Genomic DNA, 14,543 nt, shown 5'->3' on the forward strand with positions numbered 1-14,543 from the left:
GCGCATTATTCCTTTCGCCTATTCTTGAAATCCACCGTTGGAGGAGCCTTCGTTTTTGCTGGCGGCTTGCCATGCGGCAGACGCTTCTGCATGGTGATCATTGTGTTCCGCTATCTCAGCAATCTGACGATAATCTCCGCGCAAGGCTTTCAACGCATGACGCGCGCACTCAATTTCTTGACTGGTTCGGATACTCAAGCGGCGAAAAACCGGTACCGGTGGGCACCAGCCCTGAAGTGCATGCTGGAGAAGAAATCCTGCCACCCCAGCACTTAACCAATACCATCGTCGATTGACCGTCATGCCAAGGAACAGACCAAGTAGCGAGAACGATGCCGCATTGGCTTCTAATGTCCGCTCTATATCCCACTCATACTCCAACTCTGCCAACCGTCGATTGATCGCCGCCAGGCCTCCTGCCGAATAGAGGGCAACGTTATTTTCCGTCTGACGACGCATGGCTTCATTTATTTGCTCATCGGTATGCTGCGCGATCCGAGTTGTTGTTGCCGGCAATGTATTCATCGTATGCTCTTTTTAATGTCCATCTTGTTCCGTCATTTACTGGAGAGGAAATTCCGCTTGTTTCCATGCAGCCATTCCACCCAGTACATTGATCACATTCTTGTACCCATGATGCTGTAGCAAACTTGCTGAAACAGAGGACCGATAGCCGCTTCCGCAAATGACGGCCACTGCCTTTTTCGGGTCGACTTCTTCTATACGGTGGGGCAGCTCGCTACCGGAAATATATTGGGCGCGAGGGATATGTCCAGCAGACCATTCCGCCGGTTGCCGGACATCCAGTACTTGAAGCTCTGAATTCTTCTGAAGTTGCTCAGAAAGATTTTGCACCGACCATTGCGGCAACATCTGGAGAGGTCTTGACGCCGTCCGCCAGGCAAACATGCCGCCAGCCAACCACCCGGCCGGCGGTGGGTATCCAATACGAAGGAGATGCCATATCACCTCTTTCAGATCATCAGGACCATCCAGTACCAGATAAACTGTTGCCTCGGCCGGCAAAACGGTGCCTGCCCATGTTGGAAAAGAAGACCCCAACCCCACGTTCAACGCTCCAGGAATATGAGAACTAAAGGCTTCAGCTTGGCGGCAATCTAGCACAATGCCCCCCTCTTGCTGTTTTCGTTCGAATTGCTGAGGCGACAAAGCCGGCGGCTCAGGCAATATTCCGAGAAGCGGGGGGCCTTCAGCGTTCATTTTCCGCATCCGTGGCCAATACGGCGGCACTGATGGAAGATGTTTGAGGTCTAGACAATTTCCGACGAATTCCTCTTTTTTATCAAGGTTCGTTAATAAATGATTCATCCGACGTTCATAGCCGATCGTCGTTGAGAGTCGGCTGCCGATATGGCCTCCGCATAACGAACCAGCTACATGCGTAGGATACACTTCCACGTGATCCGGCAAAGAGAGGATTTTTTCTTGAAGCATCTGACACATGGTTTTAGCATGTTGCTCGACCTCTTCGGGATTACCTAAGAGATCTGGCCTAGCCACATCTCCGACTAATAACGCTCCGCCCGATAATAGTAAAACCGGCTCTTTCCCGCGCGATCGATCTGTCACGAGCACACTGATATGTTCAGGCGTGTGGCCAGGGGTGTGAAGAATCTGGAAAGTAATCTCTCCCATCGTTAGGCTTTCGCCGTCCGATACCGGACGCGCCTCATATCCGACATTCGCCTCCTTCCCGGCCAGGCGCTGAACGGGAACGCGCTCCGCTAGTTCGCAAATACCTGTAACGTAATCGTTATGTTGATGCGTTTCGATTGCATAGGCGATGCTCATCCCGCGCGTTCGAACTTCGTCTAAATATGGCTGAACATCGCGGCGAATATCGAGAACCAATGCTTCGCCCGTTTCCTCCGATCCGATCAGATAGGAGGCATGCCCCAAACTTTCCAAATGAAATTGTTTAAGAATCATTGCGAGTTTCTCCGCTTTTAAAACGGTTGTTATTCTTATAGAACATCAGACTTTAACGGAATGAATAAAGATTTCTCATTCACCTTTTTTCTAGGATAAGTGTGACGTATGTCTAACTCATGTCCTACTGGAAAAACCCTGGCTTCGGCAGCTCATCTCAGGCCTTCTTTAAGGGGTACGCCATCAAATTGGTTCAATTGAGGTGTTAGCAATTACTGAATCCAATTGAGTCGGTGCACCTTATGCCATCTGCTCTCGCGCACTTGGAAGAGTCTAGATATTTAGAGATGGACTTTCAGAGATTTTTCTTCTCTTTCACAAATTCCGGTTAGATCATTTTTCCAGCTCCGTTATTCTCTCCTTCATCAGGGGAAAAAACACATGGAGCGGCAGGGATTTATTTGCACAGTGAATGACGCATGGCTCATAACAATGACTCCGAGGTGAGTTTCTCACTGTCACGTTTCATGTTTCACTACAACGTGGGCATGAATGCCACCAACGCTTTTTTCTCTTGCGATGACAGCTTCAAGCCCTGGATCAGGTTAAAAAACTCGACGGTGTCTTCAAGCGTGAGGAGTCGCCCATCGTGCAGATACGGCGGGGAGTCCTTAATGCCACGAAGAGTAAAGGTTTTAATCGGTCCTTCCGCGTGAATCCATTGGCCATTCACCATCTGTGGTTTGTAGAACCGCTCGACTTGCAAATCGTGCATTTTATCATCCAAATAGAACGGTGCTGTATGGCAGACTCCACATTGGGCTTTGCCGAAGAAAAGCTCTTGCCCCCCTCAGCTCCTCCTCGGAGGCTTTCGTCGGATCAAGTTTGCCGTACAGATTCAATTTCGGCGCAGGTGGAAAATCGGGCATATTTTGCATTTGGGCCATTAGCGCGACTTGACTCGAGCGGTCAGGGAGATTGGCGCCTTTCTTGGCGGCAATCACGTGGTCACCATCGAAATAGGCCGTCCGCTGCTCAAACTCGGTGAAATCTTCGACTGATCGCAGAGAGCGTTTGGAGCCATGGATTTGTTGATTGAACATACCGCGCAGGCTCACCGTATCGATCCGGAAGCGGGTGGCTTGCGGACGCGTGTCAGGATTGAGATGAAAGGCGCCGTTTGTATGGCCATTGGTATGGCAATCCAAACACGACACTCCCAGACTTGGCTCTTTCACTTTGCGATCTTCGGTCTGATTAAACTGCTGCTGCGGAAATGGAGTCAGCAAGAGCCGCAGTCCTTCCATCTGAACCGGCGTCAAAATCCCGTGCATGATATCGTAATAGTTCTTAATCTGGTCGCGAGCTAAGATAAATGGGAGGCGGAAACGTCGGTAAGAACTGCTCGGGTAGGTCGAACGCGATGTCGAATCGTTCCAAAGAACGTCCTTCATGTTCTTGTATCGCTTCAATTTGTGCTGAAGGGAAAACCTGTCCACCCGTTTCGTGTTTGGCCTGCGGGAGCGGCAAGAAACCTTTCGGAAAGAGGCCTTGTTCGCGGATATCCTCGGGGTTCATTTCAGCAAGTTTTTCCCACATTATACCCTCCGACAGTTTGACTCGTACGCCTTCCTGCACGGACTTGCCTCCTGACATGGTCACGCCATTGACCGGTCGGTTGCTTAAGTCATAGCGTTTTTCAAGCAGTGTATTCTGGCGTTTCATCACCTCTGGTTTTTTTGATGCGTCTTCTTTCATAATCGTCGAGAAGCTTTTGTCGACGACCACTGGCATAAAGGTGTTCTTCTCGAAATCCTGGGTATGCCAAAGCCATCCCCATCATCCCCAAGAGCGACGGCGAATCTCACCAGCCCCTTTCCGTACTTTTGAGATATGCGTTGTCTCCTCATGATAACCCTCCGTGCTATCTGGTTGGCGCTTTTCTTTTCCTACCTCCGAGGAGACGTGCTTCGATACTCTGCTACCTTAGAGCATCTCCCCCCCCCCGGAGAACTAGAAAGAACCCTTGCAATGCCCTTGGAGATCGAAGAAAATCTCACCGTGAATTAACGACACAAATTGCAGAACGGGAAACTAGATGTCATCATCATTGCATGGCCTTTCGAAGAGCCAGGTATTAGGACACAGGGTTTCTACACGGAACCTTTATTGGTCACCAACTCTCACCCATGGGCAAAGAGAAGACGTGTCCCAGCAGACCTACTGGCATCTGAGACTGTATTGCTTCCCCATGCCGGACACTGTCTTCGCAGACATGTGTTAGAACAATGTCCTGAAATCAGCCAATCGGATACTGGAGAAATCCAAGGGAATTCTCTTGAAACCATCCGTCAAATGGTACATTCTGGATTAGGCATTGCGAGCTTTCCCTGCAGCGCAGTGACGAAAAAATTCCAGGGGAAATTCCTCAAGGCAATCTATTCACCGACCCTATACCAGAACGACATGTTGGACTTGCATGGCGTAAAGGGTTTACTTGCCCAAAAGCCGTCCAAGCCATTTGCAAAGCTGTCAAATCTCTTAAGATTCCCGAATTGGAACCAATAAATTCGTAACACTATCAAACGAAGATCCGTTGAAACCTGCTAAAGTAGTTGTCTTTCTCAGCCCGATGTCTCTTTTTGCGTTCAGGCTAGCATTTCTCCCATCATGACATGGACTTATGGGAAGCCAGCCTGCATGAGAATCTGGGCAGCCGTGTGAGCGTGCCCACCGCTCTTTCAAACAGTCACGATATCGTTTTCTTTCTTCCCTTCTATTTCTTCTAATTTTTGTGAAAGGACGCTGACCGGATATTGATTGCATCAGGAATGTGTCCGAGTTCCCCAGTCAATTCTTCTGAATTTCGCACATCCAGGATAACGGGTGGTTCCGAACTCACAAGTTTTTGCCGAACCCCATCGACCGGAATCGCGGCAACTTGTTGATCATTGGCTCCTTGAGCTAATGTTCCCTTCACTTCACATGCTGGAACATCCACGGTAATCCAAGCAGCCTTGGGATCGCGTGCGCAGGCATAGTTCGCTTTAAGGACATCTTTTTTCATCCAATCAGCTGGGCCGAGTTGAAGTCCATTCAAATAATCCACATAGGCCTTTTTCGACCGTGGTTGCAGCACGGGATTGCTGGCTTTTTGTTGTTTAAGGGTTGATGGTTGGCGGTTACGGTATTTATGAGCAGGGTATACTATGAGATGATCGGGTAAGCTGAAGACTGTCCCAATGTTGCCCTGCGTCCCCGCCAGGAAGATCATCTCGCCCAGCTCCGGCATCGTCTAAAAACAGCACATCTCCCGTCAGAATTCGGTCTGGGAAAATCAACGTAATACTGTCCTGAGTGTGACCTGGCGTTGTTAAGATCTTGACGCGATGGTTCCCAAGATGACACTCGAAACCGTCCGTAAGGTGAAAAGTGACGCACCTGGCCGGTGCGTTGGCATACTTCACATACTCACACCCTAATTGATCTTTCAGTGATGCTGCACCAGAGATGTGATCTGCGTGAGTATGCATGTCAATAGCATGGGTCAGTTTAAGCTTCATTTTCTCCAAATTTTTATATACTCCTGAACATGTTCCAGCACGGGATCGACTAAGATGGCTTGTTCGCTGGCCTGATCTCCAATTAAATAGTTCCGACAAGCTCCAGAATTTAGTTCTTCGAAAATCATAGGAGTCCTCCTTACATTACCAAAATCCGATAGTTAGAATTGATACGTTCCACCTATCCATACATTGCTGTCAATAATTGTACGTGGCTCAAAACTCGCCTTGCGCTGTGACCGTTGGAAGCCCACATTATTCTGAACTGCGTTCGACAACTGGTGTTTGATCTCAATATCCCCTTGCCAGACATCCTCCGTGGCTCCCTTCCGTTCATCGCCAGTGAGGTCACTCGTAAAATTATTCCGCTCGTAATGCAAGGCCAACTCCAGAGTGGTGTGCTTATACACCTCCACTTCTAATTCTGTGGAGGCATAATGATTTATGTAGGAAATATCATCGCGAAATTGAGGCTGGTTTCGTCCATCCGCCAGTCCCCGTTCAAAATGATAGCCGACGGTTAACGCAATCCCTGGTCGTAGTTCCCAATCCACGTGAGGCCCGATTGTCCAAAAGTGGGTATCTCGATGTGCAAAGTTCTCATTGTACAGACGGACTCCATAGCGTCCCAATACACGAAGTGTGAGGTCGTCCAACATTTCTTGTTCGATGGTCCCTGCTAAGAAATGCGTCGTGACTCGTTCTTCGGTCGGACTCTCATTCTCCGATCGACGATCCACATTGTCTCCCAAGAATAAATTTGGACCGTAGTGATACCTCAAACTCAGCGTCGTCTCAGACGGTAACGTCTGTTCAAGACTGATCCCATATGTTCCATGTGTGAAACGCGATTGCTCAGCAAAAATAAAGCCTTGACTGCGAATAGAGAGAGACGTGGTTCCCACTCGGTTGTTCCAGGTGTTCCCAATGGTCAGCTCAGGTTCGAAGACCACATCGGACCCCTGGCCTGTGACATCAATGACGGGCTGCGTCGGGTCCTCTCGTAAGGCCAGTCGGCGAGATGAAGAAAAGAGGCTCACGTCGTCCGTGTAATAGACCGCGCCTTCAATCTCGGTCGACCAGTGTGCCCAACATTGCTGCTCCTCCAGTCCTAACCACATCAGTCCGACAAACACCAAGACTGTACCAGTCGACAGGTTCCTCTTCATGACGTGTTGTCTAAGAGAAGATGTGGACCTTGTTAGCAAGGCTGTCCATTAAACACGCAGGGCTTATACCGGGTGATATCAAATTCCGTGTTTTCTTGATAGATCAATTCATTGTCGTTGACGCCATCAAGCCGCGGATCATTCCACATCTTGTGGTTCCACCAATAGAACAATGGATGTTCCAGGAAATAGTAGACCGGATTGCCGTAGGTGCTTCTCATATGTTTTTGGAACGTTCGCCCGCTCACGTAATCAATTTTTCCATTTCCCTTGAGAATAAAGTGAGAGAAACAAGCGAGACTCTTGATCATAAATTTCGTCCACACGTAACTCTTCATCAGGTTCTGGTGGCAACGTCTTTGCGGCTAACCCTGACGCAGGGTCATAGGAGCTGACGAGTAGCCAGGTTGAAAGGAAGAGCACGGTGATCATATTCATGACTAACCCCCGCTAACGACATTATTGTTTGCCAAATGATCGCACATATAATAAAACATGCCAGGCTTCGTTCTCTGTGAGTACCAACGGGATAAACGGAGCCATGTCTGTTCCTGGACTTCCATTTTTTAAAATCCAAAATAGTTCACCGTCTGTGCGAGCGGCTTGCCAGGCGGTATCGGTGAAGTTTCGTGGCAGTTTTCCGACGAGCCCCGGTATCTTGCCTAAGCCTTTTCCGTCACGGCCATGACAGGTCACGCAGAAGGCTTTTCCCTCAAAAATCTTTTTCCCTTGTGCAATCGTTTCTGGCGATGATGAAAAGGGGTTCTGCCAGGATCGAGCTTCGACTATTTGATCCTGCGGCACTCTGGGTTTCAACACGTCTGGATTGGCGGCTTCGCTGCTGATTGGCCAAAGACTTTTAGCCAAAAGAGCACACACCCATAGCGTTCCTATTGTCCAAGGCATCACGAGTACTCCTGACTAATTACTGTGTTTGAGAGCACACAGGGAGAGAGCGTTCTGCTGCTCTCCCTGTGTCGTGCCGTTATTCTGTACGAAAAACGTGACCAAGCGAGGTGGGAATCGAGACGGTTCCATCTGGGACCACTTGGTCTTTGTCCCAGAGGTGGATGATCACGCCATCAGTTTTGCCGGCAGCTTCTGCCAGGGCCTTGACTTTGGCGGGATCGTCAACGTCGAGGATTTGAACGCGACCGGTGTCGATTTCAACTTGGTGGTCATGGAAGGCTCGGTTCCATTGAACTAACGGGACATTTTTTCTCGCAAGCTCTTTTGAGATGAAATACTCAATAGCCACAAGTTTTGCGTTGGCATCGGTGGATTCATACAGCTGACATTGCAGCAACTCATCTGAAATACCTTTGCAATAATGATGGTACGGTCCACCGACGGTACCATCCGCCATCATATGCGGAGCCTGGATATGAATATCATATCCATCGGTTGGCCCACCTTCCCCACTCATGGCAGGTGTCGTCATACAGCCCATGGCCAAAAAACTTAGAGCACAGAGATACATGACTGAACGAATTGATCGACGCATCGCAACCTCCTTTAATTGATAAATGAAACCTATCCGGCCCTCGGTTACATTGGAAAGAGTATAATTGTTTCCATCAATGTTCCCAAATCACGATGACGCCACATTTTCCTCGACTGATTTGAGTTGCTTGGCTTCAGCTAGTCTTTTTTGTAAAACCAATGGATCAACGGACGATCCACAGTTCAGGCAACGCCATATTGGCAAGTCAAAGATAGCCTCGTCCGGCCCATATAATCGGTCAAACACCATTAAGCCTTCGCATCGTGTGCATTTCATGATCTATCCTCCTTATCCCTTCATTTTCCGACTTTTTAATATTTGTTTCTGAGAACAGGCTGCTCTTTTGTTGGCATTTTTTTGCGATTGAATGGCAATACAGTCAACAGCATTCCCATCAAGCAGGAGTCTGTCCAGCCAGCATGAATGAGTCCAATGCCAGCCGCCGCAGGTAAGAGTAAGAACCATGAACTCACAAACACACTCAAGACGACTCCACAAACAATCATCATTCCCGCAATGAGACGAACTTGCTGTTCAAGTGAAAACCCTCGTTTCCCACGGACGACTGGCTTTCCGTCTGCAATCCATTGGGTCACGCCGCCTTCTAAAATGCTGCAATGACTGATCCCATGGGTCACTAATTGGTCATAGGCGAGCTTGACGCGATTCTGAGTCCGGCAGACTATTATGAGTTCGTGGTTCTTGGCTATCTCTACTAATTCAGGTAAGGCTGATTTTAGGTCAGTCAAGGGAATATTCATTGACCCAGGAATATGCACCTCTTCAAACTCACCAGGAGTTCGGACATCCACGATAATCTGATTCGTGTGAGTTGTGGGTTTATAGTTCAAAAGATGATCATTGATCACCTCTGGAAAGGAGAGGTCTTGTTGTTTTGATAGGGTTTCCATGTTCTATTCCTTTTATTGCATTCAATGTCGATAGTATGTTGAAAGTACGTTTACGGTCTTTCTCGTGTCTTCTCCCAGGCTTTCACTCTCCACGGCTACGGTCATCTTCAATATCTTTGTTCCTTTTGTGTATATGCGAGTTCCATCCTAAAAAGAGAGCAATGTGTATGCCAAATTTTCATTCAGATTATTTTTGTTATATATTATTAAAATCAATATCTTATGAAATATATTTTTATAACGATAATAATGACGTTAACATCATTATGTTAATGCGTTAACTTAACGCGTTACTGTTATGGAAACTAAGTGAAAAGATGGAGATAGGTGTTTTAACCTAGGTTTACAGATTGGCCATACCGCCATTTACCTGTTGAATTACTGGTGTATAGGCACACCTTTTTACATTTTTGGTTCGTAATGAATGCCGAATTTTTGAAGTTTTTTCCAGAGAGTGACGCGACTGATTCCTAATAACTTCGAGGCTTCGAGCTTTCGTCCATTGGTTTCGCGGAGTGCTGAAAGAATTCGATTTCGTTCTTGCTCAAGTTCCGATGAGACTGGAGACGTCGCTGTTTTATGGGAAGTGGAGGTTTGGTAGGCAGGGAGTCGAATTTCAGATGGGAGATCAAGAAGGGTCAAGTAATCCCCTTCGACGGTGACAAAGGCATGTTCAATGGCATTGCGTAATTCCCGAACGTTTCCGGGCCAGGAATATTTGACGAGGTGTTGCATGGCATCCTGAGCCATGCCGGTGACGGAATGTGAGTAAATCTTGGAATACACATCGATGAAGTGGTTTGTCAGTAAAGGAATATCCTCTCTCCGTTCCCGGAGAAGAGGCATCGTGATCTCAAAGACGCGAATGCGGTAGTAGAAGTCTTCTCGCATGTCGCCGCATGCGAGTGCTTGCTTCAACTCTTTGTTGGTTGCGGTGATGAGTCGTACGTTAATTTTGATGGCACGCTCATCTCCTACTCGACGGATTTCCCCTTCTTGCAAAACACGCAGGAGTTTGAGTTGTAGTAGTGGGCTCGTGTCGCCGATTTCATCTAAAAATAATGTTCCCCCGTCCGCGGCTTGGAACACTCCAGCTTTGTCCCGAATGGCACCCGTGAAAGCCCCTTTGACATGGCCGAATAGCTCGCTTTCCAACAAAGTTTCAGGGATGGCTGAACAATTAATGGCAAAAAACGGCTGATCTTTTCGACTGCTGAGCGCATGAATCGCTCGAGCTGCCAGTTCCTTTCCTGTTCCCGACTCGCCAGTGACTAATACGGAGACATCGCTTTGCGCGGCGAGACGGAGTCGACGAAAGACCTCCTGCATGACTTGGCTTTTTCCGACAAGTTGTTGAAAGGCATCTCGAGACCTTGTCTGCTCCTCCAACACCGCAATCTTTTCATTGCTCAAGATGAACGAGGTTAAGTCGGTAAACGTGCCCACAGCTCCCATCACGTTGCCTTGTTCATTCCGAAGGACGGAGACATTGCCGTAGAGATACAGCTCGCGGCCGTCCTTTCCTAGCACCTTACATTCTTGATTGCAGATGCCCCATGGATAGGGAGTCGGATTTTCCAAAAACTCTGTGAGCTTACTAAAGCCTTTACAGGTCTGTCCTTCAAGAACATGACAGGATTGTCCTACAACGTCTTGGCTGGAATACCCCGTAATCCGCGCAGCTCCGGCACTCCAGGCGACAATATGACCTTGGGCGTCTACCGTAAACACACCATCGGCCATCACGTCTACCATGTTGCTCAAGATGCCGGGATTTTTTCTAAAGTCCAGTTCCACCACTATGACTCCAGTTATAGCCGATTCAATTACCTTCCAACGTTTGAAGTGTTTGATGACGCGATGATCGTCTCGTATGAGTCACCTGGTAGTTATTTTGATTCGCTCTAATCACTATCTCAGGAGAGACTCTACCCTATACAAGACCATCCATACAAAAAAACGGCCCACCTACTATTAGGAGTGGGCCGTTTTTCGACAGTATCTGTTTTCAAGATCCGATGAATCGGGAAATTTATTTTGCGGCGACTAGTGATTGAAAATTAGGGTCTGTCGCAACAAATCCTTTGAGCGTATCATTTTGAAGCATATAGACCCAGGCTTCAGGTGTGGCCCCGGGTATTTGATCGAACCACTTACGGGCCTTGGTTAAGAGGTCGACCATGGACTTTTTATCGAGTGGGACGCGAAACGCCAGGCTGTAAGCCATGGCATAGGCTGCAGTAAATTTATCTAACGGGTCTTCTGTCAGTTCAAGCGCTGTGCTGGCTTCTTCATAGCCTTTGGTTAAATCAGGATCATCAAAATGACGATTCCAGGCAACTTTTCCTATCCGTGACCATGCTAATTCCAAAAGTAACTTCGCCCGCAGTTCCTTATCATCTTCAGGAATCTCGGAAAGCAATTCTTGTGGAGAAGAAATTGAGGCCCGTTGATCGTTTGTCCATTGATAGGCAATGCCTAAACGGCGACGGTTTTCAAAATCACCAGGCTGAAGGGAGGACAAGACTTCCATGACCGGGATCATACGATACAAATAATCGGCGGCCTGAGGTTCAGTTTTTCCGCCCATTCCCATGTCAAGGGATAAGTCCATTCGATCAGTTTGTGATTGCACCGTCCAGTACAGTTCATTAAACCGCTGAGCTAACAACTCCTTCTCAATGTGTACCCCGTGATTTCGTTCACCATAATTCAGTAATCCGTTGTATAAACGGTCTGCAAATACCTGAAGGGCTTCTTCATATCGTGGGTTGACCAACAAAATCCGATTCAGCAACATCAAGGACTCTTTTGGATCAGAAGTGGTTTTCGCTTGTTCAAGTCCGGCCTGGAGCGCCTCGGGTGCGTCGCCAGGTCCCCACCATTCTGTCGAGTGAGGTGCATACCCCCCCGCTTCGATCACAAAGGGAATCGTGGTGCCATGTGGTCCCTCCAATGGGATATCCAATACCGCTTCATCTACAGGGAATCCCAATTGTTTGAGGTTCGACAGCACGACCCATTTCACCTTCACCGCTCTCACAATACCTTGTGGTTTTTTATAGGGAACCGCCCAATCTTTCGACCCTGAGGCATTAGAAACTGGAGACGTCATGGGATTGGGATAGCTGATGCGAACGGTCACTAAACTTGTTGGGGTGGCCAGCACAGGGTCATTGTCTTGAAGCTTAAAGGATGCATGAGGAATTGGGCCTGTACTCAATTTTTCCATTGAAAATGGGGCGTCAGGCTGAAGCTCCGATATTTGATGCATGACAAAAAATGACGGGGGCAACTGTCGGCTTCCTGTTTCGGCAATGAAAAATCGCTGAAAATCTTCGAAGTCGACCACACGTCCTTTCCCTGGCCACACGGCATCGAGTGCACGATCTTCATGTTGAATGGCACGGCTGTGGGCGTCCGCCCGTCGTTGGGTGCACCAGTCATAGACTGGATCGGAGTCAGCAGGAAAGTTGCCGTCAGTCAGCTTTTCTTCTTGCTTCATTTTGTAGAGGCACACAAAGTCAAGCTGTCCTGCCTCTAGGCCGTTGCCTTGGGATACCGCCTCGGCGTACTGTTTGACCGTGGCAAACAGGTTGGAATCATCTGTCGCTGAGCTGTTAGAAGCCCAGGCTAGACTTCCGACACCCACAAGACTGACCGCTAGCATGTATGCGACAAATAGGAAACATTGATTGCCCAGCCGTAACATAGGTGTATGACGTCTCCACGTTGTATCTTGGCGTAAAGTCTCTTTCATCGACCGCTACTCCTTCCAGCATCTCGTTTTCACTGTGTTCGTAAAAGCCCTCTTTATGACACTGCAAACCCTGAACTCTACCACACCTTTTCTTACTCCTGCACTACTATGGTGCCCTGCATAACATGCCCTGGGAGATCACAGAGAAACGGGAAAGTCCCAGCGTTTTCAGGCGTAAACGAGATTTCCGTTTGTCCGATTGGAGGAAGCAAGACACGGAGGAGCCCCTCATTGCCGAATTGAGGGGCTCCATTCCCACTCACCTGATGTGTGGTTTCGAGGAACAGCCCTACGGGCACAAATGCATGGAGTTCAGCATCTTTGTTCCTCAATATTAATCGTATTTTCTTCCCGCGCTGCAGTGAAATCATCTCAGGCTCAAACTTTCGAGTTTTCACATCAATGATGACATCGGTCGTTGATTGAGCAGTAGTGGGCAAATTTGATGCAGAGGAAGTCGATTCCCACGTCGCAGATATCGTTAGGGCCAATACAGATATGATCATGATTGTTCGTATGAGACCTGTATCTGTGACACAACTATACATAACGGTTCTGTTTCCTTGGGCAATCGAATTGCTGTTTGACGTTCTTGCATGCCCACTTCCTCATTTCGCTCGCTTCTTTATTGGTCATTGCGATGTATTCCCGGTGTTTTTATTTGCGTTCTCTTCATTATATCCGGCGAGATTCGAAATACGGAAGCACCCTTCTTCATCTCAAAGGCAGAGTGTTCAACACACAGTCTGGTCAAGCTTAAAAGGTGATTATCGAGAATTCGAAAGAAACAAGTAGCAACGGGGCGATTCGTGATGAAGGCTTTGGTGAAGACCGTCTAATCTTGAAAAATACGAATGAGGAGCAGTCAGTATGCGAGGTCGACCAAAAATCTCAAGAATCCTCTAGTGACACCGATAATCCATGGTAGGAAGAACAGCCAGAGGTTGTCATCATTCACATATCATAAAAGAGTAGGCATATGTTTGGAAATTCAGTGGAATTATACATTGTCGGCTTCATCTTAGTCATGGGTATTTTTCTCTATGGTTGGATTGACTATCGTCGTACGATCCGCGTTGGAAACTTCGGGTTGGCTATGGTCAAAAGTCGTCTTAACGATGCCCGACAAGCTCCTCGCAGGCGTTCCCGAGAATCCTGATTGTTAGTGAGCAGGAGTGGCAGGCACTCCAAAAGTGATTGAGGGCTGAGGCTGACGTGTATGAATTTCTTGAGAAGAAGGTTGTCTCATTCTTTCCGCAGTGAACTCTGCCGTTCGTAACAGTCCTGCATGTCTCTGGCAAATTCCGTGGCTGATGCGAGAGTCTGCTCTTGACGCTTTCAAGCCTAGAAAAGTCTTTCGACCTTCACTCTGACACCACGAACAGACCACTTTCATCAGAATACCCCCTGTTTCATTCATCGTCACGTTACGAGTAAGCAAGAATAAGCAAGAAAAGTTCCATGACATGAATTATGGAAAACCCTTTACATTTTATAGGGTTATTCATTTATTCCAACATCCATAGAAGTCATCACTCCTTAGATTCATTGCACAAAGTCATACAGGGTGAATCGTTTTAGATACGGGAGTGAGTGAGAGTTTTTGTTGAAAGATTGACACGTCTACTCTCAGTTTTTCTTGTCAACAACTTTGCCAGAGAAAGCGTTGTGGTGACGGCAGAAATAACGAACCGACGTCTCTCTTCTTTTCTCATTTATTGACAGGTTGATTGTATTCGAAGCAAG

17 protein-coding genes and 1 pseudogene are annotated in these 14,543 nt (G+C 47.8%); 2 read left to right on the top strand and 16 right to left on the bottom strand.

All coding sequences use genetic code 11. From position 1 onward, the window contains the following. Positions 1-18: 18 nt before the first annotated feature. The 3 genes and pseudogenes from ACWQXP_RS16265 to ACWQXP_RS16275 all read right to left on the bottom strand — a co-directional run. Positions 19-525: a YgaP family membrane protein gene (locus ACWQXP_RS16265; protein ID WP_454063918.1), complete on the bottom strand. Its 507-nt coding sequence runs from the start codon at positions 523-525 to the stop codon at positions 19-21. Between the two features lie 36 nt (positions 526-561). After that, a complete protein-coding gene (locus tag ACWQXP_RS16270; RefSeq protein WP_454063919.1) occupies positions 562-1,950 on the bottom strand; it encodes an MBL fold metallo-hydrolase in 1,389 nt (462 codons plus the stop codon). Positions 1,951-2,425: 475 nt separating this feature from the next. Further along, positions 2,426-3,699: pseudogene (locus ACWQXP_RS16275) on the bottom strand (cytochrome B6); the annotation flags it as partial. A gap of 270 nt (positions 3,700-3,969) precedes the next feature. On the opposite strand from ACWQXP_RS16275, the gene ACWQXP_RS16280 reads away from it, so the two are divergent. Beyond that, positions 3,970-4,458 (top strand): LysR substrate-binding domain-containing protein, encoded by a 489-nt coding sequence (locus ACWQXP_RS16280; RefSeq protein WP_454063920.1) that lies wholly within the window; start codon positions 3,970-3,972, stop codon positions 4,456-4,458. A gap of 217 nt (positions 4,459-4,675) precedes the next feature. Here the strand turns inward: ACWQXP_RS16280 and ACWQXP_RS16285 are convergent, their stop codons facing one another. The 13 genes from ACWQXP_RS16285 to ACWQXP_RS16345 form a co-directional block, all read right to left on the bottom strand. Further along, positions 4,676-5,029, bottom strand: coding sequence for a rhodanese-like domain-containing protein (locus ACWQXP_RS16285; protein ID WP_454063921.1), 354 nt, complete (start codon positions 5,027-5,029; stop codon positions 4,676-4,678). Between the two features lie 52 nt (positions 5,030-5,081). Then, positions 5,082-5,453 (bottom strand): hypothetical protein, encoded by a 372-nt coding sequence (locus ACWQXP_RS16290; RefSeq protein WP_454063922.1) that lies wholly within the window; start codon positions 5,451-5,453, stop codon positions 5,082-5,084. Then, positions 5,450-5,581 carry a hypothetical protein gene (locus tag ACWQXP_RS16295; RefSeq protein WP_454063923.1) on the bottom strand — a complete coding sequence of 44 codons (132 nt, stop codon included), beginning with the start codon at positions 5,579-5,581 and terminating at the stop codon, positions 5,450-5,452. Before ACWQXP_RS16295 ends, ACWQXP_RS16290 begins: the two co-directional genes overlap by 4 nt. 33 nt (positions 5,582-5,614) lie before the next feature. Beyond that, complete coding sequence (locus tag ACWQXP_RS16300; RefSeq protein ID WP_454063924.1) at positions 5,615-6,622, bottom strand: hypothetical protein; 1,008 nt, start codon at positions 6,620-6,622, stop codon at positions 5,615-5,617. Between the two features lie 32 nt (positions 6,623-6,654). Further along, positions 6,655-6,843: a hypothetical protein gene (locus ACWQXP_RS16305; RefSeq protein WP_454063925.1), complete on the bottom strand. Its 189-nt coding sequence runs from the start codon at positions 6,841-6,843 to the stop codon at positions 6,655-6,657. A gap of 31 nt (positions 6,844-6,874) precedes the next feature. Further along, on the bottom strand, positions 6,875-7,060 hold the full coding sequence (locus ACWQXP_RS16310; protein WP_454063926.1) for a hypothetical protein: 186 nt from the start codon (positions 7,058-7,060) through the stop codon (positions 6,875-6,877). Positions 7,061-7,081: 21 nt separating this feature from the next. Further along, the gene (locus tag ACWQXP_RS16315) at positions 7,082-7,528 is read right to left on the bottom strand and encodes a cytochrome c (protein WP_454063927.1); all 447 of its coding nucleotides are present in this window, start codon (positions 7,526-7,528) and stop codon (positions 7,082-7,084) included. Between the two features lie 79 nt (positions 7,529-7,607). Beyond that, positions 7,608-8,126, bottom strand: a complete 519-nt coding sequence (locus tag ACWQXP_RS16320; protein WP_454063928.1) for a DUF1264 domain-containing protein — start codon at positions 8,124-8,126, stop codon at positions 7,608-7,610. Between the two features lie 87 nt (positions 8,127-8,213). After that, entirely contained in the window at positions 8,214-8,402 is a 189-nt protein-coding gene (locus tag ACWQXP_RS16325) for a hypothetical protein (protein WP_454063929.1), read from the bottom strand. Positions 8,403-8,437: 35 nt separating this feature from the next. Next, positions 8,438-9,037, bottom strand: a complete 600-nt coding sequence (locus ACWQXP_RS16330; RefSeq protein ID WP_454063930.1) for a rhodanese-like domain-containing protein — start codon at positions 9,035-9,037, stop codon at positions 8,438-8,440. Positions 9,038-9,439: 402 nt separating this feature from the next. Continuing rightward, on the bottom strand, positions 9,440-10,834 hold the full coding sequence (locus ACWQXP_RS16335; RefSeq protein WP_454063931.1) for a sigma-54 interaction domain-containing protein: 1,395 nt from the start codon (positions 10,832-10,834) through the stop codon (positions 9,440-9,442). Positions 10,835-11,069: 235 nt separating this feature from the next. Further along, positions 11,070-12,797, bottom strand: a complete 1,728-nt coding sequence (locus ACWQXP_RS16340; protein ID WP_454063932.1) for a hypothetical protein — start codon at positions 12,795-12,797, stop codon at positions 11,070-11,072. A 92-nt stretch (positions 12,798-12,889) separates the two neighbouring features. Further along, complete coding sequence (locus ACWQXP_RS16345; protein WP_454063933.1) at positions 12,890-13,303, bottom strand: cupredoxin domain-containing protein; 414 nt, start codon at positions 13,301-13,303, stop codon at positions 12,890-12,892. A 473-nt stretch (positions 13,304-13,776) separates the two neighbouring features. Here ACWQXP_RS16345 and ACWQXP_RS16350 point away from each other — a divergent pair, with 473 nt between their 5' ends. Then, positions 13,777-13,956 (top strand): hypothetical protein, encoded by a 180-nt coding sequence (locus ACWQXP_RS16350; protein WP_454063934.1) that lies wholly within the window; start codon positions 13,777-13,779, stop codon positions 13,954-13,956. Positions 13,957-14,543 lie beyond the last annotated feature (587 nt).

This window comes from Candidatus Nitrospira salsa (assembly GCF_965152625.1).

What these genes read in the sequence shown, in the direction of transcription:
- ACWQXP_RS16265 (WP_454063918.1), bottom strand. Translation starts at nt 525, where the DNA reads ATGAATACATTGCCGGCAACAACAACTCGGATCGCGCAGCATACCGAT.
- ACWQXP_RS16270 (WP_454063919.1), bottom strand. Translation starts at nt 1,950, where the DNA reads ATGATTCTTAAACAATTTCATTTGGAAAGTTTGGGGCATGCCTCCTAT.
- ACWQXP_RS16290 (WP_454063922.1), bottom strand. Translation starts at nt 5,453, where the DNA reads ATGAAGCTTAAACTGACCCATGCTATTGACATGCATACTCACGCAGAT.
- ACWQXP_RS16295 (WP_454063923.1), bottom strand. Translation starts at nt 5,581, where the DNA reads ATGATTTTCGAAGAACTAAATTCTGGAGCTTGTCGGAACTATTTAATT.
- ACWQXP_RS16300 (WP_454063924.1), bottom strand. Translation starts at nt 6,622, where the DNA reads ATGAAGAGGAACCTGTCGACTGGTACAGTCTTGGTGTTTGTCGGACTG.
- ACWQXP_RS16305 (WP_454063925.1), bottom strand. Translation starts at nt 6,843, where the DNA reads ATGAGAAGCACCTACGGCAATCCGGTCTACTATTTCCTGGAACATCCA.
- ACWQXP_RS16310 (WP_454063926.1), bottom strand. Translation starts at nt 7,060, where the DNA reads ATGAATATGATCACCGTGCTCTTCCTTTCAACCTGGCTACTCGTCAGC.
- ACWQXP_RS16315 (WP_454063927.1), bottom strand. Translation starts at nt 7,528, where the DNA reads ATGCCTTGGACAATAGGAACGCTATGGGTGTGTGCTCTTTTGGCTAAA.
- ACWQXP_RS16320 (WP_454063928.1), bottom strand. Translation starts at nt 8,126, where the DNA reads ATGCGTCGATCAATTCGTTCAGTCATGTATCTCTGTGCTCTAAGTTTT.
- ACWQXP_RS16325 (WP_454063929.1), bottom strand. Translation starts at nt 8,402, where the DNA reads ATGAAATGCACACGATGCGAAGGCTTAATGGTGTTTGACCGATTATAT.
- ACWQXP_RS16330 (WP_454063930.1), bottom strand. Translation starts at nt 9,037, where the DNA reads ATGGAAACCCTATCAAAACAACAAGACCTCTCCTTTCCAGAGGTGATC.
- ACWQXP_RS16340 (WP_454063932.1), bottom strand. Translation starts at nt 12,797, where the DNA reads ATGAAAGAGACTTTACGCCAAGATACAACGTGGAGACGTCATACACCT.
- ACWQXP_RS16345 (WP_454063933.1), bottom strand. Translation starts at nt 13,303, where the DNA reads ATGATCATATCTGTATTGGCCCTAACGATATCTGCGACGTGGGAATCG.
- ACWQXP_RS16350 (WP_454063934.1), top strand. Translation starts at nt 13,777, where the DNA reads ATGTTTGGAAATTCAGTGGAATTATACATTGTCGGCTTCATCTTAGTC.